The organism is Pseudomonas sp. PLMAX (genome assembly GCF_046042685.1).
GTDB classification, from domain to species: Bacteria; Pseudomonadota; Gammaproteobacteria; order Pseudomonadales; family Pseudomonadaceae; genus Aquipseudomonas; species Aquipseudomonas putida_AE.
Map to the genome: position 1 here is coordinate 1,776,476 of NZ_CP064949.1, position 26,286 is coordinate 1,802,761.

Annotated in this window: 19 protein-coding genes; 7 read left to right on the forward strand and 12 right to left on the reverse strand. The window is 62.7% G+C overall.

From position 1 onward, the window contains the following. From DKB71_RS08190 to DKB71_RS08200, 3 genes are all read right to left on the reverse strand, one after another. Entirely contained in the window at positions 1-2,160 is a 2,160-nt protein-coding gene (locus DKB71_RS08190) for a type I secretion system permease/ATPase (protein ID WP_323627448.1), read from the reverse strand. Positions 2,161-2,310: 150 nt separating this feature from the next. Continuing rightward, the gene (locus DKB71_RS08195) at positions 2,311-3,669 is read right to left on the reverse strand and encodes a TolC family outer membrane protein (RefSeq protein WP_408600052.1); all 1,359 of its coding nucleotides are present in this window, start codon (positions 3,667-3,669) and stop codon (positions 2,311-2,313) included. Between the two features lie 57 nt (positions 3,670-3,726). Beyond that, the gene (locus DKB71_RS08200) at positions 3,727-4,194 is read right to left on the reverse strand and encodes a hypothetical protein (RefSeq protein WP_408600054.1); all 468 of its coding nucleotides are present in this window, start codon (positions 4,192-4,194) and stop codon (positions 3,727-3,729) included. Here DKB71_RS08200 and DKB71_RS08205 point away from each other — a divergent pair, their 5' ends adjacent. Beyond that, positions 4,195-11,244: a retention module-containing protein gene (locus tag DKB71_RS08205; protein ID WP_408600055.1), complete on the forward strand. Its 7,050-nt coding sequence runs from the start codon at positions 4,195-4,197 to the stop codon at positions 11,242-11,244. A gap of 76 nt (positions 11,245-11,320) precedes the next feature. Here DKB71_RS08205 and lapD read toward each other — a convergent pair whose 3' ends face one another. The 4 genes from lapD to DKB71_RS08225 form a co-directional block, all read right to left on the reverse strand. Then, positions 11,321-13,261, reverse strand: coding sequence for a cyclic di-GMP receptor LapD (gene lapD / locus DKB71_RS08210; protein ID WP_408600056.1), 1,941 nt, complete (start codon positions 13,259-13,261; stop codon positions 11,321-11,323). A 22-nt stretch (positions 13,262-13,283) separates the two neighbouring features. After that, the gene (gene lapG, locus DKB71_RS08215) at positions 13,284-13,991 is read right to left on the reverse strand and encodes a cysteine protease LapG (protein WP_408600057.1); all 708 of its coding nucleotides are present in this window, start codon (positions 13,989-13,991) and stop codon (positions 13,284-13,286) included. A gap of 75 nt (positions 13,992-14,066) precedes the next feature. Further along, positions 14,067-14,462, reverse strand: coding sequence for a YbaN family protein (locus DKB71_RS08220; RefSeq protein ID WP_274074807.1), 396 nt, complete (start codon positions 14,460-14,462; stop codon positions 14,067-14,069). A 10-nt stretch (positions 14,463-14,472) separates the two neighbouring features. Then, positions 14,473-15,060 carry a YecA family protein gene (locus DKB71_RS08225; protein ID WP_046816855.1) on the reverse strand — a complete coding sequence of 196 codons (588 nt, stop codon included), beginning with the start codon at positions 15,058-15,060 and terminating at the stop codon, positions 14,473-14,475. A 386-nt stretch (positions 15,061-15,446) separates the two neighbouring features. Between DKB71_RS08225 and recQ the strand changes: the two genes are divergently transcribed. From recQ to DKB71_RS08245, 4 genes are all read left to right on the forward strand, one after another. Next, entirely contained in the window at positions 15,447-17,573 is a 2,127-nt protein-coding gene (recQ, locus tag DKB71_RS08230) for a DNA helicase RecQ (RefSeq protein ID WP_323608662.1), read from the forward strand. Positions 17,574-17,693: 120 nt separating this feature from the next. Next, complete coding sequence (locus DKB71_RS08235; protein WP_274074810.1) at positions 17,694-18,128, forward strand: MarR family transcriptional regulator; 435 nt, start codon at positions 17,694-17,696, stop codon at positions 18,126-18,128. 130 nt (positions 18,129-18,258) lie between these two features. Continuing rightward, positions 18,259-19,431, forward strand: coding sequence for a FimV family protein (locus DKB71_RS08240; protein WP_408600058.1), 1,173 nt, complete (start codon positions 18,259-18,261; stop codon positions 19,429-19,431). Positions 19,432-19,478: 47 nt separating this feature from the next. Next, positions 19,479-19,766 carry a SelT/SelW/SelH family protein gene (locus tag DKB71_RS08245; RefSeq protein ID WP_046816858.1) on the forward strand — a complete coding sequence of 96 codons (288 nt, stop codon included), beginning with the start codon at positions 19,479-19,481 and terminating at the stop codon, positions 19,764-19,766. On the opposite strand, the gene DKB71_RS08250 is transcribed toward DKB71_RS08245, so the two are convergent. Next, the gene (locus tag DKB71_RS08250) at positions 19,760-20,653 is read right to left on the reverse strand and encodes a DMT family transporter (RefSeq protein WP_408600059.1); all 894 of its coding nucleotides are present in this window, start codon (positions 20,651-20,653) and stop codon (positions 19,760-19,762) included. The genes DKB71_RS08245 and DKB71_RS08250 overlap by 7 nt on opposite strands. A 166-nt stretch (positions 20,654-20,819) precedes the next feature. Next, entirely contained in the window at positions 20,820-21,578 is a 759-nt protein-coding gene (locus DKB71_RS08255) for an AraC family transcriptional regulator (protein ID WP_274074813.1), read from the reverse strand. A 146-nt stretch (positions 21,579-21,724) separates the two neighbouring features. On the opposite strand from DKB71_RS08255, the gene DKB71_RS08260 reads away from it, so the two are divergent. Continuing rightward, positions 21,725-22,534 (forward strand): UDP-2,3-diacylglucosamine diphosphatase, encoded by an 810-nt coding sequence (locus DKB71_RS08260; RefSeq protein WP_408600060.1) that lies wholly within the window; start codon positions 21,725-21,727, stop codon positions 22,532-22,534. A gap of 128 nt (positions 22,535-22,662) precedes the next feature. Here DKB71_RS08260 and DKB71_RS08265 read toward each other — a convergent pair whose 3' ends face one another. Together DKB71_RS08265 and DKB71_RS08270 are read right to left on the reverse strand one after the other, a co-directional pair. Next, a complete protein-coding gene (locus tag DKB71_RS08265) occupies positions 22,663-23,235 on the reverse strand; it encodes an HD domain-containing protein (RefSeq protein WP_274074815.1) in 573 nt (190 codons plus the stop codon). A gap of 18 nt (positions 23,236-23,253) precedes the next feature. Continuing rightward, on the reverse strand, positions 23,254-23,565 hold the full coding sequence (locus DKB71_RS08270) for a DUF962 domain-containing protein (protein WP_274074816.1): 312 nt from the start codon (positions 23,563-23,565) through the stop codon (positions 23,254-23,256). A gap of 161 nt (positions 23,566-23,726) precedes the next feature. On the opposite strand from DKB71_RS08270, the gene DKB71_RS08275 reads away from it, so the two are divergent. Next, complete coding sequence (locus DKB71_RS08275; protein ID WP_274074817.1) at positions 23,727-24,788, forward strand: AraC family transcriptional regulator; 1,062 nt, start codon at positions 23,727-23,729, stop codon at positions 24,786-24,788. On the opposite strand, the gene DKB71_RS08280 is transcribed toward DKB71_RS08275, so the two are convergent. Then, positions 24,745-26,199: a TrkH family potassium uptake protein gene (locus tag DKB71_RS08280; RefSeq protein ID WP_274074818.1), complete on the reverse strand. Its 1,455-nt coding sequence runs from the start codon at positions 26,197-26,199 to the stop codon at positions 24,745-24,747. The genes DKB71_RS08275 and DKB71_RS08280 overlap by 44 nt on opposite strands. Positions 26,200-26,286: the final 87 nt, after the last annotated feature.

The window sequence follows — 26,286 nt, forward strand, 5'->3', positions numbered from 1 at the left end:
CTAGACGGCCGCAGAGCCGACACGGCCCTTGCGCAGTGCATCGATGACCGCTTCTTTCGGGCCGTCGGCGACGATCCGCCCGTTGTCCAGCACGACCAGGCGATCGACCAGGCTGAGCATCGAGGTGCGATGGGTCACCAGCAGCAGGGTCTTGCCCTGCACCCAGGTGTGGAGTTTTTGCCGCAGGGCGTCTTCGCTGCTGTTGTCCATCGCACTGGTGGGTTCGTCGAGCAGCATGATCGGCGGGTCGAGCAGCAACGCCCGGGCCAGCAACACGGCCTGGCGTTGGCCACCGGAGAGCAATTGCCCGCGCTCGCCGACTGGGCGGTCGAAGCCTTGCGGGTGTTGCCGGGCCAGTTCGGTGACGCCGGTCAGTTCAGCCACCTCGAGCATGCGCGCGTCACTGATGTAGCGCGCCCCCAGGGTCAGGTTGTCGCGCAGGCTGCCGGCCAGCAGCGGCAGGTCATGGGCGACGTAGCCGATCTGATGGCGCAGGTCCGCGACGTCCAGTTGCCGCAGGTCCAGGCCATCGAGCAGCAATTGGCCCTGGGCCGGTTCGTAGAAGCCCATCACCAGGCGCGCCAGGGTGCTTTTGCCCGAGCCGCTGCGACCGATGATGCCGATCCGTTCGCCGGGTTTCACGCTGAAGCTGACATTGGCCAGCGCCGGGGCATTCTGGCCGTTGTAGTGGAAGGTCACGCCGACCACATCCAGGGCGCCTTGCAGTTGCGTGCGTTCCAGCGGCCTTTGATTGGCATCGCGTTCTTGCGGCAGGGACATCAGTGCGTCGGTGCTTTTCATGGTCAGTTGCGCTTGCTGGTAGCGCGTGATCAGGCCGGCGATCTGTCCCAGTGGTGCCAGTACCCGGCTGCCGAGCATGTAGGTCGCCACCAGTGCGCCGACGCTGAGGTTACCGGCGATGATGCTGTAGACCCCGGCGACGATGGTCGCCATGCCGGAAAACTGCTGGATGAACAGCGTGCCGTTGGTGGCCAGTGCCGAGAGGTTGCGCGCATGGCTGTCGAGGCGGGTGAGGGCGCCGTGGGTGCTTTCCCATTTGTGCTGGCGCTCGCTTTCGGCGCTGCAGGCCTTGAGGGTTTCCAGGCCGCCGAGGGTCTCGATCAGCAGGGCCTGGCGTTCGGCGCCCAGGCTCAGGCTTTTCTGCACGGTGTCGCGCAAGCGCGCCTGGATGATCATGGCGAAAATGATCGTGATCGGAAACGCCAGGACCGGGATCACCACCAGCCAGCCGCCCAGCAGGCCGATCACCACCAGCATCAGCAGGGCAAAGGGCAGGTCGATCAGGCTGGTGAGGGTCACGGCGGTGAGAAACTCGCGCAGCCCCTGGAAGTCGTGAATGCTCTGGGCAAAGCCACCGATGGTCACAGGCTTGGCCTTCATCGCCATGCCGGTGATGCGTTCGAACAGGGTCGCCGAGAGAATCACGTCGGTCTTCCTGCCGGCGGTGTCCAGCAAGTGCGCGCGCACCACCCGCAGCACCAGTTCGAAACCGGTACCGATCAGCAGGCCGATGGCCAGCACCCACAGGGTCGAGGTGGCCTGGTTCGGCACCACGCGGTCGTAGGTCTGCATCACGAACAGCGGCACCATCAGGCCCAGCAGGTTGATCAGGAAGCTCGCCAGGATCGCGTCGCTATACAACCATTTCGACAGCTTCAACGTGTCGCGAAACCAGGCCTCTACCCGCGGCACCAAGGGGGAACGGAGGTCTTCGAGTTCATGCCGGGGTCGGGCGAACAGCGCCTGGCCACTGTAGTGTTCGGCAAGCTCTTGAGTGGTGGTCCATTGCTCGCCGCCATCGGCTTCGCTGGGCAGGACCAGGACCCGGCCATCCTCGCCAAAGCGGCGCAGCACGGTGGTGCGGCCGTTGTTGAGCAACAGCAGCACCGGCAGGTTGAGCGCGCTGATGTCTTTCAGGTCGCGGCGCAGCAGACGCGCCTGCAATCCCGCCCGGGCCGCTGCGCGGGGCAGCAGGTCCAGGCTCAGGCGTTGGTGTGCCATTGGGAGCCCGGCACTGAGGCTGGCGCGACTGACCGTCGCGCCGTGGAGTTTGCAGAGGATCAACAGACCGTCCAGAAGCGGGTCATCGAAGCTCAGGCGTGGATCGACACCGGTGTTGGCGGTTTCCATGCTGGTCACATTGATCGCTCCCGTTGCGCTACGGCATATGGCATGGGTATCTGCTTGAACACCTCCCCCTGTAGGAGCTGCCGCAGGCTGCGATCTTTTGATTTTGTTTTTAAGAAGCAAGATCAAAGATCGCAGCCTGCGGCAGCTCCTACACAGGAGTCATCTAAGTTCAGGCAGGCGAGCTTCGCTTTTCACTTCCGCCTGGGCGACGGCGTCGGCCGGCAGCACCACGTGTTGCTTGCTCAGCAACTGGCCCATGTTCGCCAGCACGCGGTACATCGAATACTCCTCGGTGTAGCGGACCTCGGTGTAGCGGCGGTTGGCGTTGTACAGCTCGTTTTCGCTGTCCAGCAGGTCGAGCAGGGTACGTTGGCCGAGGCCGAACTGATCCTGATACGCCACGCGCACGCGTCGGCTGGTCTCGGCGTACTCGCGGGCGGTCGGCGTTTGTTTCTTGGCGTTGACCATGGCGTTCCAGGCCAGGTTGATGTTTTCGTTGAGCTGGCGCAGGGCGTTGTTGCGGATGTCCATCGCCTGATTGATCTTGTGGGCATCGGACTGCAGGCGCGCCTTGTCGCTGCCGCCGCGGAACAGGTTGTAGTTCATCACCACGCCGACCCGCCATTCGTTGTCATGGCCTTCTTCGCCGGCGATGTTGTTGTTCGCGCCCACCGCGGCTTCGGCGTCGAAGCGTGGGTAGAACGGCGACTTGGCGACTTCGTACTGGCTCTCGGCCGATTGCACGTCGGCCTGGGCGGATTTCAGGTAGGGGTTGTTGTCGACCATGCTTTGCTGGGCATCGGTCAGCGAGGCGGGCACTTCACCACGGATCGACGGCGGCGCTTCGAGCTCATCGGGCAGGCGCCCGACCACGGCGGCGAAGTTCGACTCGGCGTCGGCCAGATCGACTTCGGCGGTGTCGAGGTTGTTTTCTGCCAGGGCCCGACGGGCGCTGGACTGGTCGGCGTCGGCGTTGCTGCCGACCCCGCGCTCGGTGCGCAAGCCGATCTGTTCGTTGACGCGCAAGTGCGCCTGCAGGTTGTTCTTGGCCAATGTCACCAGCTCGCGGCGCTTGAGCACTTCGAGGTAGACCTCGGTGGTGCGCAGGGCCAGGTCCTGGGCGGTGCCCTGGGCGTAATACGCCCGGGAGTTGACGACGCCCTTGGTCCGCTCGACTTCGTTGGCGGTGTTGAACCCGTCGAAGAGCATCTGCCGCAGACGCAGTTCCGACTGGGTGTAATTGAGGATTTCGGTGTGGTGATTGCCCAGCGCCCGGGTGTTGGTGTTGTCGCTGTACCCGCGCCCGTACGCGGCATTCAGGTCCACCGATGGATAAAAACCGCCCTTGGCGACCTTCACGTCTTCGTCAGCCGACAGACGGCTGTCCACCCGCGATGCCAGCTCCGGGTGGGTCGCGATAGTGCTCTGGATCGCTTCGGTCAGTGACATGGCATGCGCTTGGGAACTGCAGGCAATTGCCAGCAAAACCGCGCTGCAGAGGGGGTTTAAAAGGCGCATGGTCCATCTCCCTGAATCCTAGTGGTACTTTATGCGTCGCCAATTATTTGACGACATTTATAGGTAAAACCGTTTCATGCTTGTAACAAGAGAGCTAAGAACATTTTCAGGCGGACCTAAGAAGTTTTTCTCATAAGACTTATGCCAAAAAAAACTTATGTACTCTGCCAAATCCAGCACATTGTTCACTGCGAAAGCCCTTGATTTATGTGCCTTATGGCGCTCATCACGGCTTGAGGAAAGTTCAAGTCCACTTATCGACAAAGAGCGGAGAAGTGCTGGAGGGGAGGGATGCGAGGCAGACTGGGGTGACGGTTTTTTGTCGCCAAGGTGATTCAGGACTGTTACGCAATGCTGGCGGATGACGTTATTTTCGACAGGTAGCCCAATGCCATTGATTGCAAAGGGGTTATCCGGTTCGCGAACAGCGGCGGCAATTCGCCAGGCAACCTGCTTGAGCCCATGTGCATGTTCTCCGCATTCAGACAGGGTGCCGACAAAGCGTTGGCAGCGGAGGGAATGCACATGGCTACGCTCATCGGTATCGTCAGCAAGGTTGTCGGTCAGGTCTTCGCGGTGGCGGGTGACGGCGCCCGTCGAGTGCTGGTCGAGGGGGACCGGTTGTTTGCCGGCGATCAACTGGTGACCGGGGCCGAAGGCGCGGTGGCGGTGCATCTGCAAAACGGCCAGGAATTGACGCTGGGCCGTGGCAGTAGCCTGCAAATGACTGACCAGTTGCTGGCGCAAACTTCGCCCCATGTGGATACCGCTGAAGCGACGACCCCGAGCCAGGCGCAGTTGACCGATGTCGAGCAACTGCAAAAAGCCATTGCCGCCGGTGACGACCCGACCCAGACCGCTGAAGCCACGGCGGCCGGCCCGGGTTCGACCGGACCTGCTGGGGGCGCACTGGGCGGGGGCCACAGTTTTGTCATGCTTGAGGAAGTGGGGGGGCATGTCGATCCGACCATCGGTTTCCCAACCGCCGGGTTCAACGGTATTCCGGAGTTTCCGCGGGAGCGGCACGACGGCGATCGCAACCCTGATGATGGCGCCTCTGCACCGCTGATTACGCCGCCAGTCATTACACCGCCTGTGGTGGTGGTACCACCCTTGGTAACACCACCTGAAGTCACGCCGCCGGTAGTCACACCACCGGAAGTCATACCCCCTGTCGTCACCCCGCCCGAGAACAATCCGGTCAGCCTCAACGGGCTGTCGGTGGCGGGCGGTGAACTGACCGTCAAGGAAGCCAACCTGGCCGAAGGTTCGGCGAGCAATCCCGACGCGCTGACCCAGAGCGGCACCTTCACCGTCACGGCAGCTGACGGCCTGACCAGCCTGAGCATCGGCGGGATCAGCGTGATCAGCGCTGGCGTGGCCAACGGTTTTCCGCAATCGATCACCACGCCGCTGGGCAGCACCCTGACCATCACCGGCTACAACCCGACCACGGGCGTGGTGAGTTACAGCTACACCCTCAACGGTAGCGAAAACCATTCGACCGGCGACGGTACTCAACTCAGCGAACACTTCACCGTGGTGGCCGGTGACAGCAACGGCGACACCGCCACCGGTACCCTGGACGTCAACATCACCGACGACGCGCCCAAGGCGATCGATGACGCCCACGCCAATGCCGCCTCGGAAACCCTGCTCACCCTCGAAGGCAACGTCCTGGGCAATGACGTGCAAGGCGCCGACCGCGTCGCGACCGGCGCCAACAGCGGCCCAATCACCCCCGGCACCTTCGTCGGCACCTACGGCACCCTGGTGCTCAACGCCAACGGTACCTACACCTACACCCTCAATCCCGGCGACGCCGACTTCAAGGCCTTGCACGCCGGCGGCAACGGCACCGAGACCTTCACCTACACCCTGACCGACGCCGACGGCGACAGCAGCACCGCCAACCTGGTGCTGAACGTACACAATAACGACGACGGGGTGACCCTCGGTGGCCTGGACGTCGCAGGCGGCGAACTGATCGTCTACGAGAAAAACCTCACCTACGGCAGCGACCCCGACGCCCCGGCGCTGACCCAGCACGGGACCTTCACCGTGAACGCCCCGGACGGCCTGCAGAGCCTGAGCATTTCCGGCGTCCAGATTATCAGCGGTGGCGTGGTGCAGGGCTTGCCGATCTCCGGCAGCACCTGGATAGGCAGCACCCTGACCATCACCGGCTTCGACCCGGCCACCGGCGTCGTGAGCTACAGCTACACCCTCAACTACACCGAAACCCATCCCAACGCCGACGGCGCCAACAGCATCACCGAAAACTTCGAAGTCATCGCCGTGGATGCCGACGGCAGCGAGGCGCGCGGCGAAATCAACGTCAAGGTCGTCGACGACCTGCCGACCGCTCGCGCCGATGCAACCTCGGTGGCCGAGGGCGGCACCGTCACCGGCAACGTGCTGGTAAACGATATCGGCGGTTCCGATGGCTCCGCCGGTGGCGTGGTCGGCGTGCGTGCCGGCTCCGACACCTCGACCCCGGTGGATGGCGGCCTGAACAGCCAGATCAACGGCACCTACGGTTACCTGACCCTGGATGCGGCGGGCAACGCCGTGTACCACAGCTACCCGAACTCGGTGAGCGCGCCGGGCGCGAGCGATGTGTTCACCTACACCCTGCGCGATGCCGATGGTGACGAAAGCACCACCACCGTCACCATCGACGTGCACAACAGCTGCCTGGTCGCGGCCAGCGATCACGACGTGACCGTGTATGAAAAAGCCCTGGACCCGTACCAGGACGGTCAGGACCTGGCGCCCGGCAGCGTGACCGGCAGCCAGCCATACAACACTGGCGAAACCGCCAGCGGCACTCTGGTCGGTGCAGTTCACGGCGGCAGCGGCGCCATTACCTACAGCCTGCTCAGCAATGCCATCGGCACCTACGGCCAGCTGCTGCTGAACCCGGACGGCAGCTACACCTACACCCTGACTTCGCCAGCCAGCACCGCACCGCAAGCCAACGACGGCGCCAACACCCTGCACGAAAGCTTCACCTACCAGGCCGTCGATGGCCTGGGTAATGTGGTCACCAGCACTATCGTGATCAACATCGTCGATGACGTGCCAACCGCTATCCCGGACATCGCCTCGGTGGGAGAGGGCGGCTATATCGGCGGCAACGTGATCTGGAACGACAACGTGGGTGCCGATGGCCAGTTTGCTGGCGGTGGCGTGGTCGGCGTGCGCGCAGGCTCCGACACCTCGACCCCGGTGCACGGCGGCCTGAACACCCAGATCAACGGCACCTACGGTTACCTGACCCTGGATGCGGCAGGCAACGCGCTGTACCACAGCTACCCGAACGCGGTGAGCGGCCCGGGTGCGAGCGATGTGTTCACCTACACCCTGCGCGATGCCGACGGTGACGAAAGCACCACCACCGTCACCATCGACGTGCACAACAGCTGCCTGGTCGCGGCCAGTGACCAGGACGTGACCGTCTTCGAAAAAGCCCTCGACCTGACCCAGGACGGCCAGGACCTGGCCCCCGGCAGCGTGATCGGCAGCCAGCCTGGCAATACCGGCGAAACCGCCAGCGGTACCCTGGTCGGCGCGGTCCACGGCGGCAGCGGCGCCATCACCTACAGCCTGGTCAGCAATGCCATCGGCACCTATGGCCAATTGCTGCTGCACCCTGACGGCAGCTACACCTACACCCTGACCTCACCGGCCAGCACCACGCCGCACGCGGACGACGGCGCCAATACCCTGCACGAAAGCTTCACCTACCAGGCCACTGACGGCCTGGGCAACATCGTCACCAGCACCATCGAGATCAACATCGTCGACGACGTGCCCAAGGCGATCGATGACCACCACCTCGACACCGCCTCGGAAACCCGACTCACCCTCGAAGGCAACGTCCTGGGCAACGACGTGCAAGGCGCCGACCGCGTAGCGACCGGCCCCAACAGCGGCCCGATCACCCCCGGCACCTTCGTCGGCACCTACGGCACCCTGGTGCTCAACGCCAACGGTACCTACACCTACACCCTCAATCCCGGCGACGCCGACTTCAAGGGTTTGCACGGCGGTGGCAACGGCACCGAGACCTTCACCTACACCCTGACCGACGCCGACGGCGACAGCAGCACCGCCAACCTGGTGCTGAACGTGCACAACAACGACGACGGGGTGACCCTCGGCGGCCTGGACGTCGCAGGCGGCGAACTGACCGTCTACGAGAAAAACCTCACCTACGGCAGCGACCCCGACGCCCCGGCGCTGACCCAGCACGGGACCTTCACCGTGAACGCCCCGGACGGCCTGCAGAGCCTGAGCATTTCCGGCGTCCAGATTATCAGCGGTGGCGTGGTGCAGGGCTTGCCGATCTCCGGCAGCACCTGGATAGGCAGCACCCTGACCATCACCGGCTTCGACCCGGCCACCGGCGTGGTGAGCTACAGCTACACCCTCAACTACACCGACACCCACCCCAACGCCGATGGCGCCAACAGCATCACCGAAAACTTCGAAGTCATCGCCGTGGATGCCGACGGCAGCGAGGCGCGCGGCGAAATCAACGTCAAGGTCGCCGACGACCTGCCGACCGCCAAGCCCGATGCGACCTCGGTGGGCGAGGGCGCAACCGTTACCGGTAATGTGCTGGTGAACGACGTTGGCGGCGCCGATGGCTCCGGCGGTGGCGTGGTCGGCGTGCGTGCCGGCTCCGATACCTCGACCCCGGCGCATGGCGGCCTGAACAGCCAGATCAACGGCACCTACGGTTACCTGACCCTGGATGCGGCGGGCAACGCCGTGTACCACAGCTATCCGAACTCGGTGAGCGAGCCGGGCGCGAGCGATGTGTTCACCTACACCCTGCGCGATGCCGACGGTGACGAAAGCACCACCACCGTCACCATCGACGTGCACAACAGCTGCCTGGTCGCGGCCAGCGACCAGGACGTGACCGTCTACGAAAATGCCCTGGAACAGCCATGCAACACCGGCGAAATCGCCAGCGGCACCCTGGTGGGTGCGGTACACGGCGGCAGCGGCGCCATCACCTACAGCCTGGTCAGCAACGCCATCGGCACCTACGGCCAATTGTTGCTGCACCCTGATGGCAGCTATACCTACACCCTGACTTCGCCAGCCAGCACCACGCCGCTGGCCAACGATGGCGCCAACGTCCTGCACGAAACCTTCACCTACCAGGCCACTGACGCCCTGGGCAACATCGCCACCAGCACCATCGTGGTCAACATCGTCGATGACGTGCCGACCGCAATCCCGGACATTGCGTCCGTGGGAGAGGGCGGCTACATCGGTGGCAACGTAATCTGGAATGACCACGCAGGGGCCGATGGCCAGTTCGCCGGCGGTGGTGTGGTCGGCGTGCGCGCTGGCGACGACACCTCGACGCCGGTGTATGGCGGGCTCAACAGCCAGATCAACGGCACCTACGGTTACCTGACCCTGGATGCGGCAGGCAACGCGCTGTATCACAGCTACCCGAATACGGTGAGTGGCCCGGGTGCGAGCGACGTGTTCACCTACACCCTGCGCGATGGTGACGGTGACGAAAGCACCACCACGGTCACCATTGACGTGCACAACAGCTGCCTGGTCGCGGCCAGCGACCACGATGTGACCGTCTACGAAAGTGCCCTGGAGCAGCCGTGCAACCCCGGCGAAATCGCCAGCGGTACACTCGTCGGCGCGGTCCACGGCGGCAGCGGCACCATCACCTACAGCCTGGTCAGCAATGCCATCGGCACCTACGGCCAATTGTTGCTGCACCCTGATGGCAGCTATACCTACACCCTGACTTCGCCAGCCAGCACCACGCCGCCAGCCAACGATGGTGCCAACGTCCTGCACGAAACCTTCACCTACCAGGCCATCGACGGCCTGGGCAACATCGCCACCAGCACCATCGTGGTCAACATCGTCGATGACGTACCGACCGCTACTGCCGACATTGCGTCCGTGGGAGAGGGCGGCTACATCGGTGGCAACGTGATCTGGAACGACCACGTGGGGGCCGACGGCCAGTTCGCCGGCGGTGGTGTGGTCGGCGTGCGTGCTGGCGACGACACCTCGACCCCGGTGCATGGCGGCGTGGGCAGCCAGATCAACGGCACCCATGGCTACCTGACCCTGGATGCGGCAGGCAACGCGCTGTATCACAGCTACCCGAACTCGGTGGGCGGGGCCGGTGCGAGTGATGTGTTCACCTACACCCTGCGCGACGGTGACGGTGATGAAAGCACCACCACGATCACCATCGACGTGAACAACAGCTGCATGGTGACGGCCCACGACAGCGGTGCGAGCGTCCACGAAAAAGCCTCGGAGCCCGCAAAAGGGGCAGACTTTACCGGGACCAAACCGAACTACAGTGTCTCCGGCGACAATGCCGATATCGCCCGCAGCGCCTTCGTCGCGAATACGGCGGCCATGACCGCGGTCCTGGTGGTCAGCGGAGCGCTGGGTGCGGTCAACGGTCACAACAGCGATGACCTGATCACCGTCAATCTCAAGCAGGGGGAAACCCTCAACCTGGATCACAACCTCACTGCCGGTCAGGTCAGCCTGGAGTACTCGATCAACGATGGCGCCTACACGCCCATCGCTGATGGCCAGACCCTTACGGCGAAGGAGGATGCGACCTATCACATCCACATCAGCAACATCCCCGACGGTCCGGGCCCAGGCGCAAACAGCGCTGAAAACTACGAGTTGAAGATGACCGTCGATTACTCCGCGGCCAAGGACACTGCGCCGGACCACAGCTACTCCGCCAGCGACCACCATGGCGGCAGCGACAGCATCAGCTACCAGGCTGACCACATCCTCACCGGGACAGCGGGGGATGACGTGCTGGTCGCCGACACCGGCAACAACGAGCTGCACGGTGGAGCAGGCAACGACTTGCTCTACAGCGGACCGGGCAACGACCTGCTCGATGGCGGCACGGGCATCGACACCGCGAGCTATGCCCACGCCACCGCCGGGGTCACGGTCAATCTCGGCGAGAGCGGCGCACAGAACACCATCGGTGCCGGCACCGACACCCTGACCGCCATCGAAAACCTGACCGGCTCCAACTTCAATGACTTGCTTACCGGCGATCACAACAGCAACATCATCACCGGTGGCCTGGGTAACGACGTGCTCAACGGCGCGGGTGGCGACGACTTCCTGATCGGCGGCCTGGGCAATAACACCCTCACCGGCGGAAGTGGCGCCGACACCTTCCAGTGGCTCAACGGCAACAGCGGTCACGACGTCATCACCGACTTCACACCGGGTGCCGACAAGCTCGACCTGTCGCAACTGCTGCAAGGAGAGACCAACACCGCGGCTTCACTGGATGACTACCTGCATTTCACCGTCAGCGGCAGCGGCGCGTCACTGGTGACCAGCATCGACGTCAGCGCCATGGCCGGCGCCGCGCCGAACCAGACCATCGACCTGGCCGGCGTCAACCTGGCCAGCCACTATGGGGTCATGCCGGGGGCGGGCGGGGTCGTTGGCTCAGCGGATGCGGCCACCATCATCAACGGCATGCTCAATGATCATTCATTGAAGGTGGATACCGTGTGACCTGAAAGCCGCAATAAAAAACCGCTCTTCCTGTGACAGGGGAGAGCGGTTTTTTTTGCCTGCGACCGTCCGCAGATCACATCGGCTGCGGCTCACCGATCAAGCGCCCCATCACGCCAAACACCCCCAATGCCCGGATCGCTTCCAGCTCCCCCTGGGTTTCCACTTTCTCGGCTATCAAGGGTAAGTCGATGCTGTGGGTCGTGCGGCAAACCGCCTCGATGAACAGCCGTTTATCATGCTCTGCATCGATGCCACGGATGTAGGCACCGTCGATTTTAAGGTACGCCAGCCCCAGTTGCGTGAGGTTGCCGATCTGGCTGAAATGGCCGCCAAAATGCTGCAGCCCGATGCGGTAACCGGTGGCGAGCAGGCTGTGGCTCAAGCGTTGCAACGGGTCTGGCGGAGGCAGTTGGCGCTCATCGATTTCCAGGGTCAGGAAGGGCGCCAGTTCCGGCAGGGATTCAAGCATGTCGAGGATCAGTTGCACCTGCGCCTGATCGCGCAAGGTGCTGCCGGACAGGCTCAATGCCAGGGGCATCCGGTTGATGACGAGGTATTCGAGGGTGGCTTCGAGCATCGCCAGGTCAAAGCGCGCCGACCAGCCAAACCGCTCGATCCACGGCAGGAACTGGCCGGCGGCAACCGCTTCGCCCTGTGGGTCGAGCAGGCGTGCGAGGACTTTGTGATGCAGCACCTGACGAGTGTCGGCGCATAACACCACCGGTTGAAAATACAACTGCAGCTGGCCTTCGTTCAGGGCAGCGTCGAGCCAGGTGTGCCAGTGGTGTTGGGCCTTCTTTGGTGCGCTGTCGCTGTGGCCCAACACGGCCCAGGGGCGCTCGGGATGTTGCCGGGCTTCGTTCAGTGCCTGGTCAAGTTGATGCAGCACGTGGCTCGCCGGGTCGCCGGGATGGAAGGCGACGATGCCCAGATGGGCGACGGGCATGCAATCACTCTCACCAGTCAGGCGCAGGTTTTCCAGGGTGGCGCTGAGCTCGGCGGCCAGGCGCGTCGCCTCCTCGGTATCGAGATCCGGTGCCAGCAGGCTGAATTCGCCACCGCGATTGCGCGCTGCCAGCCAGGTGCGCCGTTGCGGTACCTGAGTCAGGCGCTTGAGCAAGTCGCCGACCGCGCCAATCAACGCATCGGTGCGCTGCCCGCCAAGGCGTTGATTGAGCCCGGCCAAATCGTTGAGCTGCAGCATCAGCAGATGACCGTCGCCATTTTGCTCGGAGATCCGCAATTGATCGGCCAGTTGTTCATCGAGCAATCGCCGGTTGGCCAGCCCTGTCAGGCTGTCCCGGTAGGACTCGCCGAGCAGTTTTTCACTGCGCGCCGCCTCTTCGGCGAACAGCGTCTTGAGCTTCTCGACCATCTGGTTCATCGCCAGCACCACGCGTTTCAACTCCGGTGTGCGCGGCAGCGTCGGCAAGCTGAGAAACTCGCGTTTGCTGATAGCGTCGGCCTGGCGAACCATGGTGTCGAGCGGGCGTAATTGCCGACGCAGCAGCCAGCCACCGAACACTGCACTGAGCAGCCCGCAGAGCAGCAACCAGACGAGGCTTCCCAGTGTGCTGTCCCAGAGCTTGGCCAGGGCGAACTGGGGATTGCTCAACACTTCAACGCGCGCCACCTGTTGCCAGCCACGGGTGATCAATGCATCGCCGCCCTCGGGGCGCAAATTCACCAGGTTGACGAACCAGCCGGGCACGCCGTCGATTCGCTCGGGGACGCTGCGCTGCACCAGCACCTGCCGATTCTCCAGGTGGGTGACGCGGATGTCGCTGTAATAGCCGCTGTCGAAAATCGAGCTGACCATCAACTCCATCATCGCCGGGTCGTCGACCTGGGTGGTCAAGGTCAGGCCCAGGGCGGTCGCGGCGTCCTGGGCATGGGCGCGCAACTGGCCCAGCGTTTGCTCGCGAGAGCTTTCCAGGCTGGCATAAAAACTGCCGCTGAACGCCACCAGCAAGAACAGGCAGATGGCAAGAAACAACTGGTTGCGCAGTTTCATCGAGCGCTCCTTGGCGTGGCGACTAACCGTCGCCGACGGCGAATCCTTCGGTTTGCATTTTTTTCAGGACGTCTTGCCAGCGCGACAGTTTTTTCGAGTCGCCGCTGCGCGGGTGGCCAGGTTTGCCGGGCAGGTACAGGCCTTCGGCGTTGAAGGCATACACCGGCAACAGGTCCTTGCGCTGCGAGGCGGGGCGGATTTCGCCGATCAGGTTGTCGAGCACCAGCGGTTCGGCGCCAGGGCTGCTGTAATAGGTCAGCACCATGTGCGCCTGGTTCTGTTTCAGGGCCTTGACGTAGGTAATGCGCAGTTTGTCGCTGGGAATGCCCAGCTGGCGCAGGCTGAAATATTTCGCCAGGGCATAGTCTTCGCAATCGCCCGCGGCCTTGATCAGCGCCTCGACGGGCGTGGCCCAGTAATCGGCCTGGCGCCAGAGGCGGGCGTCGTCCTGGAAATCCAGCTGCTGGTTGAAGAAGCGATTGACCGCAGTTAATTGCTCCAGCTCGGGCAGGTTGCGTTCACCTTGCAGCATTTCACTCCAGGGTTGGAGACGTCCCTGGGTCGGCCCCAGGCTGGCATAGCGTTTTTGTGCGCTATGCGAAATCTGCGCGAAATCCCAGGCGGGCCAGGCGCTGGCAAGCCCGGCCAGGGGAAAACTGGCCAGCAGCAGCCATCCGCCAAACCGAAGTCGGAGTGTTGGCCATCCTGGACTACCCGGACTGCGCGGCATGACTGGCTGCTCGAGTGCAGAGACCTGAAGTCTAGGTGGTGGTCGGGTCAGCGTCGACCTGCAGGCGGGGGAATCTCAGGACTTGTGCAGGGTTTTCTGCTTGAGGATGTACAGGGTCACCAGCACCGCACTGGTCAGCATGAACGCCCGCGCCCAGGGCATCGGCACCAGGTAGCAGGAGAACAGGATGCTGGCCCACATCAGGCCAATGGCATAGACCTTGCCCTTGAGCGGAATGCCATTACCTTCGAGATAGTCACGAATCCACGGCCCGAGCCGCGGGTGATTGACCAGCCACTGATAGAAACGCGGCGAACTGCGGGCGAAACAGGCAGCCGCCAGCAACAGGAAGGGTGTGGTGGGCAGCACCGGCAGGAAAATCCCGATCACCCCCAGCGCCACGCTCAGCCAGCCGATGGCCAGCAGCACGTAGCGCAACATCAGGGAGCGGTTGCCTATGGGGTTGTCCATAGGCGGGACCTTAGTGATGGCGTGGCTTGAGGATCGCCGGTTTTTCGTCTGGTGCGTTGCACAGCAGGTACAGCGCAGTCAGGGCTTCCGGGATCTGCACGATCATGTCGTCCATCAGGTTGGCGTCGGCGGCGATGTCGGAGAACTCCGGTTGCTCGTCGAACAGGCCCGAACCGACCATGATCGGCAGGAGCATTTCGCTGACTTCGTCTTCGGCGGTTTCGAACCAGGCTTCTTCGCGCAGGAACACGCCTTCCATGAAACCGATGCACCAGCCGCGCAGTTCGGAGTCGTCCGGATCGTCGCCCAGGTCGAGGTCGCACGGCAGTTCGAACTCTTCATCGGAGGCCAGCTGGCGGGCGATGTGAGCCTTGAGGCCGATCAGCGTGGCTTCGATTTCTTCGCGTTGGGCTTCGCCGCTGTAGTGCGGCTCTTCGGCGAAGAGGGCGTCGATCCATTCACGGTCGGGAACGGTTTCGGAACAGATCGACAGCGCGGTGAGGTAGCCGTGGGCGGCCACGTAGTCCAGCGCCTCGTCATGCAGTTCATCGGCGTCGAGGAAGACTTGCAGGCGGGTTAGTTGCTCAGCGAAGGACATTAAAGGGCTACCTTGGGGAATATTCGATGCGGGAATTCTAGGCCTTCTTGAGCGCTTGGGCCAGCCGCGCGGCATATTTGCCCCTCTTGGATGCAGCATTCCCTGTAGGAGCTGCCGAAGGCTGCGATCTTTTGATCTTGCTTCTCAAAAAACAAAATCAAAGATCGCAGCCTTCGGCAGCTCCTACAGGTTCATCTTCATCCGCTCTTATCAGCGGTGCCCTGCGCGAGGGAGGGCTCGGGTATACTCGCGCGTTTTGTGATGCCCTGCTGGCGTCATGGCTGAAATGTGAAGCGACATGCAATGCGCACTTACGATTTGTCGGTGCAAAGTTGCGGGTTCTGCACCAGCCTTGCAGGGATGTTTCGGTGATTTTTGGAGTTTTTATGCTCGAACAGGCTCAGCGCGTCCTCAAGGACATCTTCGGCTACGACAGTTTCCGTGGCCGCCAGGGTGCAATCATTGAGCGCGTGGCCAGTGGCGGCGATGCCCTGGTCCTGATGCCTACCGGTGGGGGTAAATCCCTGTGCTTCCAGGTGCCGGCGCTGCTGCGCGACGGCCTGGCGGTCGTGGTTTCGCCGCTGATCGCGCTGATGGACGATCAGGTCGCGACCCTGGAAGAACTGGGTGTGGCCGCCGCGGCATTGAACTCCACGCTCAGTGCCGAGCAACAGCGTGACCTGGCGGCAAGGATCCGCCGCGGTGAAGTGAAAATGCTCTACCTCGCGCCCGAGCGTCTGGTGCAGCCGCGCATGCTGAGCTTCCTGCAAGGGCTGAACATCTCGCTGTTCGCCATCGACGAAGCCCACTGCGTGTCCCAATGGGGCCATGACTTCCGCCCGGAATACCTGCAACTGGGCCAGTTGGCGGAGCTGTTCCCCGACGTACCGCGCATCGCCCTGACCGCCACCGCCGACAAGCGAACCCGGGAAGAGATCGTCACCCGCCTGCACCTGCAGAATGCCGAGCGCTTCCTGTCGAGTTTCGACCGGCCGAACATTTTTTATCGCATCGTGCCCAAGGAGCAGCCGCGCAAGCAGTTGCTGGCGTTCCTCACCGAGCGTCGCAGCGATGCCGGTATCGTCTATTGCCTGTCGCGCAAGAAAGTCGAGGAAGTGGCGACCTTCCTCAGCGAGCAAGGCTTCCCGGCGCTGCCGTATCACGCCGGCCTGCCCAACGATCTGCGGGCCCACAACCAGAAACGCTTCCTCAACGAGGAAGGCCTGATCATGGTCGCTACCGTGGCCTTTGGCATGGGCATCGACAAGCCCAACGTGCGCTTTGTCGCGCACCTCGACTTGCCGAAGTCGCTTGAGGCCTATTACCAGGAAACCGGGCGCGGCGGCCGTGACGGTCTGCCCGCCGATGCCTGGATGGCCTATGGCCTGCAGGACGTGGTGATGCTCAAGCAGATGCTGCAGAACTCCGAAGGCGACGAGCGCCACAAGCGTCTGGAGCAACACAAGCTCGATGCCATGCTCTCGCTGTGCGAGGAAACCCGCTGCCGTCGCCAGACGCTGCTGGCCTACTTTGACGAAGACATGCCAGAGCCCTGCGGCCATTGCGACAACTGTGTCGATGGCGTGCAGACCTGGGACGCCACCGAACCCGCCCGTCAGGCCCTTTCGGCGATCTACCGCACCGGCCAGCGCTACGGCGTCGGGCACCTGGTGGATGTCCTGCTGGGCAAGGACAACGAAAAGGTGCGCAACTTCGGGCACCAGCACCTTTCGGTGTACGGGGTCGGCAAGGCGATGGCCGAAGGCGAGTGGCGTTCGCTGTTCCGCCAGTTGGTGGCTCGCGGCCTGGCCGACATCGACCTGGAAGGCTACGGCGGCCTGCGCCTGAGCGACACCTGCCGTCCGCTGCTCAAAGGCGAAGTGACCCTGGAACTGCGTCGCGACCTGAAGGCGCAAACCACGGCCAAGAGCAGCAAGAGCCAGGCGAGCCAGCTGGTGCGAGGCGAAGAGCGCGAACAGTGGGAAGCCCTGCGTGCCCTGCGGCGCAAGCTGGCCGAAGAACACGGCGTACCGCCGTACGTCATTTTCCCCGACTCGACCTTGCTGGAAATGCTGCGCAGCCAACCAACCTCGCTGGCGCAAATGGCCCGGGTCAGTGGCGTCGGCGCACGCAAGCTGGAGCGTTATGGCGAGGCGTTCCTCGAAGTCCTCGGTGGCCAGGTCGAGGCACCGAAAGTTGTCGCAGACCTGCGCCACGAGCTGATCACCCTGGCCCGTGCCGGCATGACGCCGTTGCAGATCGCCGGTCAGTTGCAATGCTCGGAAAAGAACGTCTACACCCTGCTCGCCGAGGCGATCGGCAAGCAGCAGTTGTCGCTGGAGCAGGCGCTGGACTTGCCGGAGGACTTGATGGGCGAAGTCCAGGACGCGTTCCTCGACGGAGAGGGCGAACTGCCGCCGGTAGCGGAAATTTCCGCGCTGTTCGCAGGGAGGGTGCCCGAAGGGGTCCTGTACTGTATTCGGGCGGCTTTGCAGTCCGAATTCGAACTTTGAATGACCAGCCTCATTGATGTAACGATTCAGTACAGAACAAGCCTTGCCTCCAGCCAAGGCTCATGCTTAGCTGACTAATTATTAGTATTTCTCTTATTTCAGTCTGATCATGAGTGTTTTATGTCGTTGACCGATCAACACCGTTTTGGCATGCAGTTGGCACAAATGTCCCGTGGCTGGCGCGCCGAGCTCGACCGCCGCCTTGCCGGACTTGGCCTGTCCCAGGCCCGCTGGCTGGTGCTGCTGCACCTGGCGCGCTTCGAGCAAGCCCCGACCCAGCGTGAGCTGGCGCAAAGCGTCGGCGTCGAGGGACCAACCCTGGCGCGGCTGCTCGACAGTCTGGAAAGCCAGGGCCTGGTGCAACGCCAGGCGGTGGTGGAAGACCGTCGGGCGAAAAAAATTGTGCTTTGCGCGCCGGCGCTGCCGCTGATCGAACAAATTGAAACCATTGCCACCCAGCTGCGTCATGAACTCTTCGAAGGTGTCGATGAGGCGGACGTAAAGGTCTGCATGCGTGTTCACGGGCACATCCTGGCCAACCTCGAAAAATCCTGAGACATAACCTCCCGCCCAGGCTTTTGAGCCAGGGCATTGGGCGGACTATAAGAACTAGTCGGCAATATCGTGTTCGTACCGCAGGTGCGAACACGTGCAGATTGGTTTTTGGTTTACCTAAGGGATGTTCATGCTCCAGAGTCGGCTATTGGTTGTACGGTATGGCGCCAGGCTGTTGCTGGCCTGTGCCGCTGTTACTTATTCGGCCTGGGTGCTGGCGTTGGGCCTCGGTGAAATCACCCTGCACTCGGCACTGAATCAGCCGCTGCGCGCGGAGATCGCCCTGGTGGATGCCGCCGCAGTGGCTGAGGGCGAGCTGTCGGTCAGCCTGGCGACGGCGGACGAGTTCAGCCGCGCCGGCGTCGAGCGCGTGGCCTTCCTCAACGACCTGACCTTCACGCCCATCCTGCGGGGCGATCGCAGCCTGGTCCGGGTCAGCTCCAACAAACCGGTCAAGGAACCCTACCTGGATTTTCTGGTGCAACTCGACCAGCCCAATGGCCGCGTGTTGCGCGAGTACACCGTGCTGATCGATCCTCCAGGTGCAGAAAACCTGGCACCGATCAGTGATGAACCAGCGGTGAACCGTCCTTCTTCAGCATTCCCGAGTGTCGAGCCGGCAGTCGCACCATTACCTGCACGCACGGAATCGGCAGCAAGGCCTGTCGCCGATCCCCTGGCTGAACAACTGGCCACCAGCGTCCTGCACAACCAACAGTTGCAGGCGAGCGTCGATGAACTCAACGTGAAACTTCAGGCCCGGGACGAGCAGATCGCCGTTGAGAAAAAGCAGGTCGCCGAGTTGCAAGCCCGATTGGCCGAGGTCAAGCAGGCACCCACGGAGCCTGTTGCGTCGGTTGACGTGGCGCCAGCGCCAGTGGCGGAGCCTGGGTCGAACTGGCTAGCGATCGGAGGGTTGCTGGCGCTGGTGGCGTTGGCGTTACTGCTGGTTCGGGTTCGTCGGCAAAGACAGCAGGACCAGGTATCGCTGGAACCATCGCAACCAGACCCGCAGCCCGATGGGCAGAGCCTTCAGGAAGTGCCCGTCCGCCAATCGCCATTGCAACCTCTTGCGCCGGTTGTGCTTGCAGCACCGGTACTTTTGCCCCTGGTGACGCCATCGCCGCCATTACCCTTCGATGAGTTCCAGCTGAATCTGGACGACTTGTCGATGGAAACGAACTGGGATCTGGGCCCGATGGACCCTTCTCCTACCGCCGAGCAGCCGCCGAAAGCGCCAGCGCTGCCCGAGCCTGAGATTGAATGGGTAATCGAACCCGCCGAACCGGGTAACAGGCAATAAACACCGTTATCATGGTGGCGCCCTCTGCCTCAGGAGTTTCGCCGATCATGACCGCCAGCAAACCGGAAATCGTCATCACCTATTGCACCCAATGCCAGTGGCTGCTGCGTGCGGCCTGGCTCGCCCAGGAGCTGCTCAGCACCTTTGGCGATGACCTGGGCAAGGTGTCCCTGGTGCCCGGCACGGGTGGGGTCTTTCACATTTTCTGTGACCAGGTGCAGCTCTGGGAGCGCAAGGCTGACGGCGGTTTCCCCGAGGCCAAGGTGCTCAAGCAGCGGGTCCGCGACCAGATCGATCCGGACCGCGACCTGGGGCACAACGATCGCACTCAGTGAGACACCGCCTCGGCGGCAACGGTTTTCTTGCTCGCACCACTCGATAGCCTGCTGGACACCACGATCGCGACGATGATCAATGCGCCACCCAGCAGCATGCGCAGGGTCGGGTTTTCATCGAACAGCAGCCAGGCGATGGTGATCCCGTAGACCGGCTCCAGGGCGAAGACCACGGCGGCGGTCCGTGCCTTGATCACCGCCAGGCTGGCGACAAACAGGCTGTGGGCGACGCCGGTGCAGAACACCCCGAGCAGGCCGATCCACAGCCAGTCGATGGCGCGCACTTCACTCAGGTGCGGGGCTGCGGCTGGCAGCAGGCACAATCCGACCACCACGTTCTGGCACAACGCCGCCTGCACCGGCGGGATGCGCGCGGAGCTGGCGCGGTTGGTCAGCGACAACAAGGAAAACAGCAAGCCCGAGGCGATCGACCAGAGCAGGCCGGTGGTGGCGCCACTGCCCAGATCGAACGCAGGCGTGACCAGCACCAGCCCGACACTCACCAGCGCCACCAGCAGAATTTCATTGGCGCGGATGCGCTCACGGAACATCAGCCCTTCAAGGATCACGGTAAAGGCCGGGAAACTGGTAAAACCCAGGGTCGCGATGGCAACGCCAGCGACCTTCACCGAGATGAAGAAACTCACCCAGTGCCCGGCCAGCAGCAAGCCGCTGAGCAGCAGTCGGCGCACATCCACCGCTTCGAGTCTTCGCCAACGGCTTTGGCTGGCAAAGCGCGCAAAGAACGCCAGCGCCAGCACCGCGAACGCCGCCCGGCCGAAGACGATGATCGCCGGCGAAGCGGCGGCGAGTTTGCCGAACACGCCGGTCAGGCCGAACATCAATGCGCCGATATGCAGGGCGCCCAGGGCGGTACGGGGAGTCATGGCAATCCTTGATAAACGTGGCCGACAACACCGCCGACCCTTGTAGGAGCTGCCGCAGGCTGCGATCTTTTGATCTTGATCCTGAAAGCAAGATCAAAGATCGCAGCCTGCGGCAGCTCCTACATTGAACGTGTAAACGAACCCTGTGTCTGTCGCCAGACTCGCGTCATTTGTCGCCAGCCTCGCGCCGCAGTCTGCCCGGCGATGCGCCGAACTCGCGCAGCACCGCGGCGGCAAAGGCACTCTGGGAGCTGTAGCCGACCCGACAGGCAATCTCGCCAATGGGCAGCGCCGAATTGCGCAGCAATCCCACGGCCTTGTGCAGGCGTCGGCTGCGGATGTAGTCCATCGGCGTCTGCCCGCATTCGGCCACGAACCGGGCATGCAAACGGGCACTGGAAAGGCCGGCCACGCGCGCCAGATCGGCGACTTGCAGCGGGTAGGCGGCGTATTGGTCGATGTGTGCATTCAGGGCGGCGTAGGGCAGGCGCCGGCCGCCGACCGAGTCGGGCCTGGCGTTGTTGAGGCTCGCCAGCAACAGCACCGCGCCCTGTTGCGCAATGACCGGATCATCGACCGGGCTGTTGGCCAGCCACTCGACCAACTGGCTCTGTCCCGCATCCAGCGACAAGCGGCCGGCGTTGTCGAGCAGGCGTCGACTGGCATCGGCATGATCGCCCAGGGACTGGCCAAGCCATTGATCGCCGGGCACGTCGAGGACCAGGCAGCGGCTGCCGTTGGGGCTGCCGCAGGCATGATGAAAGCCGCCCGGAATCACCACGAAGCTTTGCTGGACCACCTGGCTGCCATGCCCGTCGACTTCGAAATCCAGCGCACCCGACAGCCCGAACACCAGTTGCGCATGCTCATGGCTGTGGACGATCAGGTCGTGGGTGTACTGGCGCAGGGTGAGGATCGGTCTCATCTCGGCTCTCGTTGCAGGGTTGATGCGTCAGGTCGCAGTCTACACCGACACCACCTGCGCGCGCTGTCACAGGACTGACTCGGCGCTGTCATGGGCCATTAACCCGTACGCGGCAAGCTTGCCAAAACTTGTCCTGAGGGTTGCCCATGACCAGCGCCGAGCTCGCCAAACCCAGTCGTAAGCAACGTGTGCGGACCCTGTGGATTTCCGATGTGCACCTGGGCACCCGCGATTGCCAGGCCGAGCATCTGTCGCATTTTCTCAAGGGTTATCACGCGGACAAGGTCTACCTGGTCGGTGACATCATCGACGGCTGGAAACTGCGCGGCGGCATGTACTGGCCCCAGGCGCACACCAATGTGATTCGCCGTCTGCTGACCATGAGCAAGCGCGGCACCGAGGTGATCTACGTCACCGGCAACCACGACGAATTCCTGCGCCGCTATTCGAAGCTGATCCTGGGCAACATCCAGTTGGTGGACGAAGCGGTGCACGTGACCGCCGATGGTCGGCACTTGCTGGTGATCCACGGCGATCAGTTCGATGTGATTACCCGCTATCACCGCTGGCTGGCGTTTCTCGGCGACTCGGCCTACGAATTCACCCTGACCCTCAACCGCTGGCTCAACCACTGGCGCGCCCGATACGGCTACGGCTACTGGTCGCTGTCGGCGTACCTCAAGCACAAGGTGAAAACCGCGGTGAGCTTCATCAGCGATTTTGAAGAAGCCATCGCCCACGAGTGCGTCAAGCGCGAACTGCACGGCGTGGTGTGCGGCCATATTCACCATGCCGAGATTCGCAAGGTGGGTGGGGTCGACTACCTCAATTGCGGCGACTGGGTGGAGTCGTGCACGGCGCTGATCGAGCATTGGGATGGCACGATCGAGTTGTATCGGCTGGCGGATGCGCAGGAGGCGCAATTGAAGGCAGTTAAAATGGCAGAGCCTGCGTAGACAGGTCCGGCGCCTTCGCTGTAGGAGCAAGCTTGCTCGCGATGGAATTCAACGATGACGCGGGAAACCAGACACCCCGCGGCGACCTCAGGTTTTTCGTCGGAACGCCGCCCGGAGCAAGCTCGCTCCTACATCGCCGCCTTGTAGATCGAGTTCTTCGGCTGCGCAAACAACCGTTCCATCATCGGCTCGAAGAAACTCAACGGCAGCGTGTCATACGCCGGGTCAAACGCCGCCGCATCGTATTTGGCGCAGAATTCGATGGTGGCCTGATACTGCGGGTGATCGCAGAATTGCTCGCGCAGATGCCGGTCCATGCCCAGGTGATGGAAGAAGTAGTAGCCCTGGAAAATCCCGTGTTTTTCCACCATCCACAGATTCTCGGCGCTGACAAACGGCTTGAGGATGGCCGCGGCGATGTCCGGGTGGTTGTAGGAACCCAGGGTGTCGCCGATGTCGTGGAGCAGGGCGCAGACCACGTACTCTTCATCGCGGCCATCGCGCCAGGCACGGGTGGCGGTTTGCAGCGAGTGGGTCAGGCGGTCCACGGGGAACCCGCCGAAATCACCTTCGAGCAGCTTCAGGTGCGCCGCGATCCGAATCGGCAATTGGCGAGCGTAGGCGCTGAAGTCTGCGGCGATGATCGCCCAGTCTTCCTGCGTACCATCCTTCATGTGGGTAAAACGGGCATTGGCATTCATCGACAATCCTCTGCTGATCTAGAACGGCACGCGTCCCAGGATCATGTCGCGATACATGACGAAATCGCCGAGAAGGCTGTAGAAAGGGTGCTGAAAGGTTGCAGGACGATTCTTCTCGAAGAAGAAATGGCCAACCCAGGCGAAGCTGTAACCCGCCAGCGGCAATACCCACAACAAGGTCCAGGCGCCACGACCGACGGTCAGCGCCAGAATGAAAATAACCAGCGTAGTGCCGATGAAGTGCAATCGTCGGCAGGTACTGTTGCTGTGTTCGCTGAGGTAATACGGATAAAACTCAGCGAAGCTATTGAAACGCTTGATGTTTTCCACGACCGCGATCTCTGTGGTTATTGTTCTGGCTGCAACTTGTTCTGCGGGTAGCTTATTTGAGTCTAGAGTGATCATTGGCGCGAGCCAGTGACAATAGGCGCCACTTTAGTATCCTTCGGAAAATTTGCCGCGACAGACGGCTCACCAAGACAGTAGACGCCATGAGCGAACGAACGACTTCTGCAAGCTGGGCGATGGGGATTGTCAAAGCACTGGAAATGGACGGCCTGGATTGCCGGGTTCTGTTCAATCAACTGGGGCTCGACTACGCGGCACTGGATGATCCGGATGCGCGCTTCCCGCAAGATTCCATGACACGACTGTGGCAACGGGCGGTTGAACTGTCCGGCAACCCGGCGATTGGCCTGAACATGGGCAAGGTGGTGCGACCGGCCCAGTTCCATGTGACTGGTTACGCCCTGATGTCCAGCCAGACCCTGGCCGAAGGCTTCAGGCGACTGGTGCGTTACCAGCGGATCATCGCCGAAAGCGCCGACCTGAGTTTTCGCCTGCTGGATGAGGGCTATGCGCTGATCCTGACGGTGCACGGCGACCATTTGCCGCCGACCCGGCAAAGCGCCGAAGCCTCGTTGGCCTGCGCCCTGGCACTGTGCGGCTGGTTGACCGGACGCACGCTGCACCCGCGCAAGGTGCTGGTGCAGGGTGATCAACCGGCCGATCTCGAACCCTATAAACAAGCCTTCCATGCGCCGCTGGTGTTCAACGCGCCCTACGATGCGTTGATATTTGAACGCGCGGACATGGAAGCACCGCTGCCGACGGCCAACGAGGCCATGGCGCTGTTGCATGACCGGTTTGCCGGCGAATACCTGGCGCGGTTTTCCGAGAGTCGGGTCACGCACAAGGCGCGCCAGGTGCTGTGCCGTCTGCTGCCCCAGGGCGAACCCAAGCGCGATGCCGTGGCGCAGACGCTGCATTTGTCGCAACGCACCTTGCAACGGCGTCTACAGGAGGAGGGCACGAGTTTTCAGACGTTGCTCGACGACACCCGTCGTGAACTGGCCGAGCAGTACCTGGCGCAACCGAGCATGACCCTGCTGGAAATCGCCTACCTGCTGGGGTTCGCTGATCCGAGCAATTTCTTCCGCGCTTTCCGCCGCTGGTTCGACACCACGCCCGGCGAGTACCGGGCGCGCCTGATGGAAACGCCGGCGCCGGTCAGTGACGCCAGAACGCCGGTATACACAGCACAAACACGGTAATGATCTCCAGTCGGCCCAGCAGCATACCGAACGAGAGAATCCACTTGGCCGCGTCCGGCAGGGACGCGAAGTTGCCTGCCGGGCCGATGGTCTCGCCCAGCCCCGGGCCGACGCCGGACACGGTGCTGGCGGCGCCGGTCAGGGCGGTCATCCAGTCCACCCCGAGCAGTGACAGCAACAACGCGATCACGCAGATGGTGATGGCGAAGAAGAACGAAAAGGTCAGGATCGAACGCACGATCTCTTCATCGAGGCGGTGGCCGTTGTACTTCTGCTTGATCACCGCACGGGGGTGGATCAGCTGGTTAAGGTTGGCCTTGAGCAGGATGTAGGCGACCTGGAAGCGGAAAATCTTGATCCCGCCGGCAGTCGAACCAGAGCAACCGCCGACGAAACCCAGATAGAAGAACAGCATCAGCGAGAAATTGCCCCACAGGCTGTAGTCCCCCAGGGCGAATCCGGTGGTGGTGACCACCGACGTCACGTTCAGCGCCACATGCCGCAGCGCCTCCAGCCAATGCAGCTGGGTGGTCCACCAGTACCAGGTGCCAAGTACCAGCCAGGTCACCAGCAACATGCCGAGCAAGCCCTGGACCTGCTGGTCCTTGATCAGCGCCCGGCGGTTACCGCGCAGGGTCGCCACGTACAGGGTGAACGGCAGGCTGCCGAGAATCATGATGACGATGGCCACCCAATGCACCGCCGGTTGCGTCCACTTGGCCAGGGACTGGTCCGAGGTCGAGAACCCCCCGGTGGAAATCGCCGACATCGCATGGTTGATCGCATCGAACGGGCTCATCCCGGCCCACCAGAAGGCCAGGCTGCCGAAAATGGTGATGCCGACGTAGGCCGCCACGATCAGGCGCGCCACCATGTGCGAACGGGGCATGACTTTTTCAGAACGGTCCGAAGACTCGGTCTGGAACAGCCGCATGCCACCGATGCGCAGCAGCGGCAGGATCGCCACCGCCATGCCGATAAACCCGATGCCGCCGATCCAGTGCAGCAGCGAGCGCCACATCAGGATGCCGGGGGACATGTCGTCCAGGTGGTTGAGCACCGTCGAACCGGTGGCGGTGATCCCGGACATGCTTTCAAAGAACGAGTCGGTGTAGCTGATGTGCTGGGTCAGCAGGAACGGCAGCGCGGCGAAGATACACACCACCAGCCAGCTGCTGACGGTCAGCAGGTACATGTCCCGTGGTCGCAGATGGACATGCTCGGGGCGCCCGGGAATGACCAGGGCGAGGCCGGCGACAAAGGTGATCATGCTGGCCCAGAGGAACGACGGCAGGTCGCCGGTGCGATCGAAGATCACCAGCGTGGCCATGGGCACGACCATGGCGATGGCCAGGGTTATCAGGAAAATGCCGATGATGAAACCAATGAGACGTAAGGTCGGCAACGCCATGAAATCCGCTCGGCTGAAGTAAGGAGGGCGCCATTCTACCTGCGGGGCGGGGCATGTAAACCGCACTGCCTCAGTAGTTACAGCTAG

Coding starts and splice junctions, on each gene's coding strand:
- DKB71_RS08195 (WP_408600052.1), bottom strand. CDS start 3,669: ATGCGCCTTTTAAACCCCCTCTGCAGCGCGGTTTTGCTGGCAATTGCC.
- lapG (WP_408600057.1), bottom strand. CDS start 13,991: ATGCCGCGCAGTCCGGGTAGTCCAGGATGGCCAACACTCCGACTTCGG.
- DKB71_RS08220 (WP_274074807.1), bottom strand. CDS start 14,462: ATGGACAACCCCATAGGCAACCGCTCCCTGATGTTGCGCTACGTGCTG.
- DKB71_RS08255 (WP_274074813.1), bottom strand. CDS start 21,578: ATGAGACCGATCCTCACCCTGCGCCAGTACACCCACGACCTGATCGTC.
- DKB71_RS08245 (WP_046816858.1), top strand. CDS start 19,479: ATGACCGCCAGCAAACCGGAAATCGTCATCACCTATTGCACCCAATGC.
- DKB71_RS08275 (WP_274074817.1), top strand. CDS start 23,727: ATGAGCGAACGAACGACTTCTGCAAGCTGGGCGATGGGGATTGTCAAA.
- lapD (WP_408600056.1), bottom strand. CDS start 13,261: ATGAAACTGCGCAACCAGTTGTTTCTTGCCATCTGCCTGTTCTTGCTG.
- DKB71_RS08280 (WP_274074818.1), bottom strand. CDS start 26,199: ATGGCGTTGCCGACCTTACGTCTCATTGGTTTCATCATCGGCATTTTC.
- recQ (WP_323608662.1), top strand. CDS start 15,447: ATGCTCGAACAGGCTCAGCGCGTCCTCAAGGACATCTTCGGCTACGAC.
- DKB71_RS08260 (WP_408600060.1), top strand. CDS start 21,725: ATGACCAGCGCCGAGCTCGCCAAACCCAGTCGTAAGCAACGTGTGCGG.
- DKB71_RS08235 (WP_274074810.1), top strand. CDS start 17,694: ATGTCGTTGACCGATCAACACCGTTTTGGCATGCAGTTGGCACAAATG.
- DKB71_RS08250 (WP_408600059.1), bottom strand. CDS start 20,653: ATGACTCCCCGTACCGCCCTGGGCGCCCTGCATATCGGCGCATTGATG.
- DKB71_RS08240 (WP_408600058.1), top strand. CDS start 18,259: ATGCTCCAGAGTCGGCTATTGGTTGTACGGTATGGCGCCAGGCTGTTG.
- DKB71_RS08265 (WP_274074815.1), bottom strand. CDS start 23,235: ATGAATGCCAATGCCCGTTTTACCCACATGAAGGATGGTACGCAGGAA.
- DKB71_RS08205 (WP_408600055.1), top strand. CDS start 4,195: ATGGCTACGCTCATCGGTATCGTCAGCAAGGTTGTCGGTCAGGTCTTC.
- DKB71_RS08225 (WP_046816855.1), bottom strand. CDS start 15,060: ATGTCCTTCGCTGAGCAACTAACCCGCCTGCAAGTCTTCCTCGACGCC.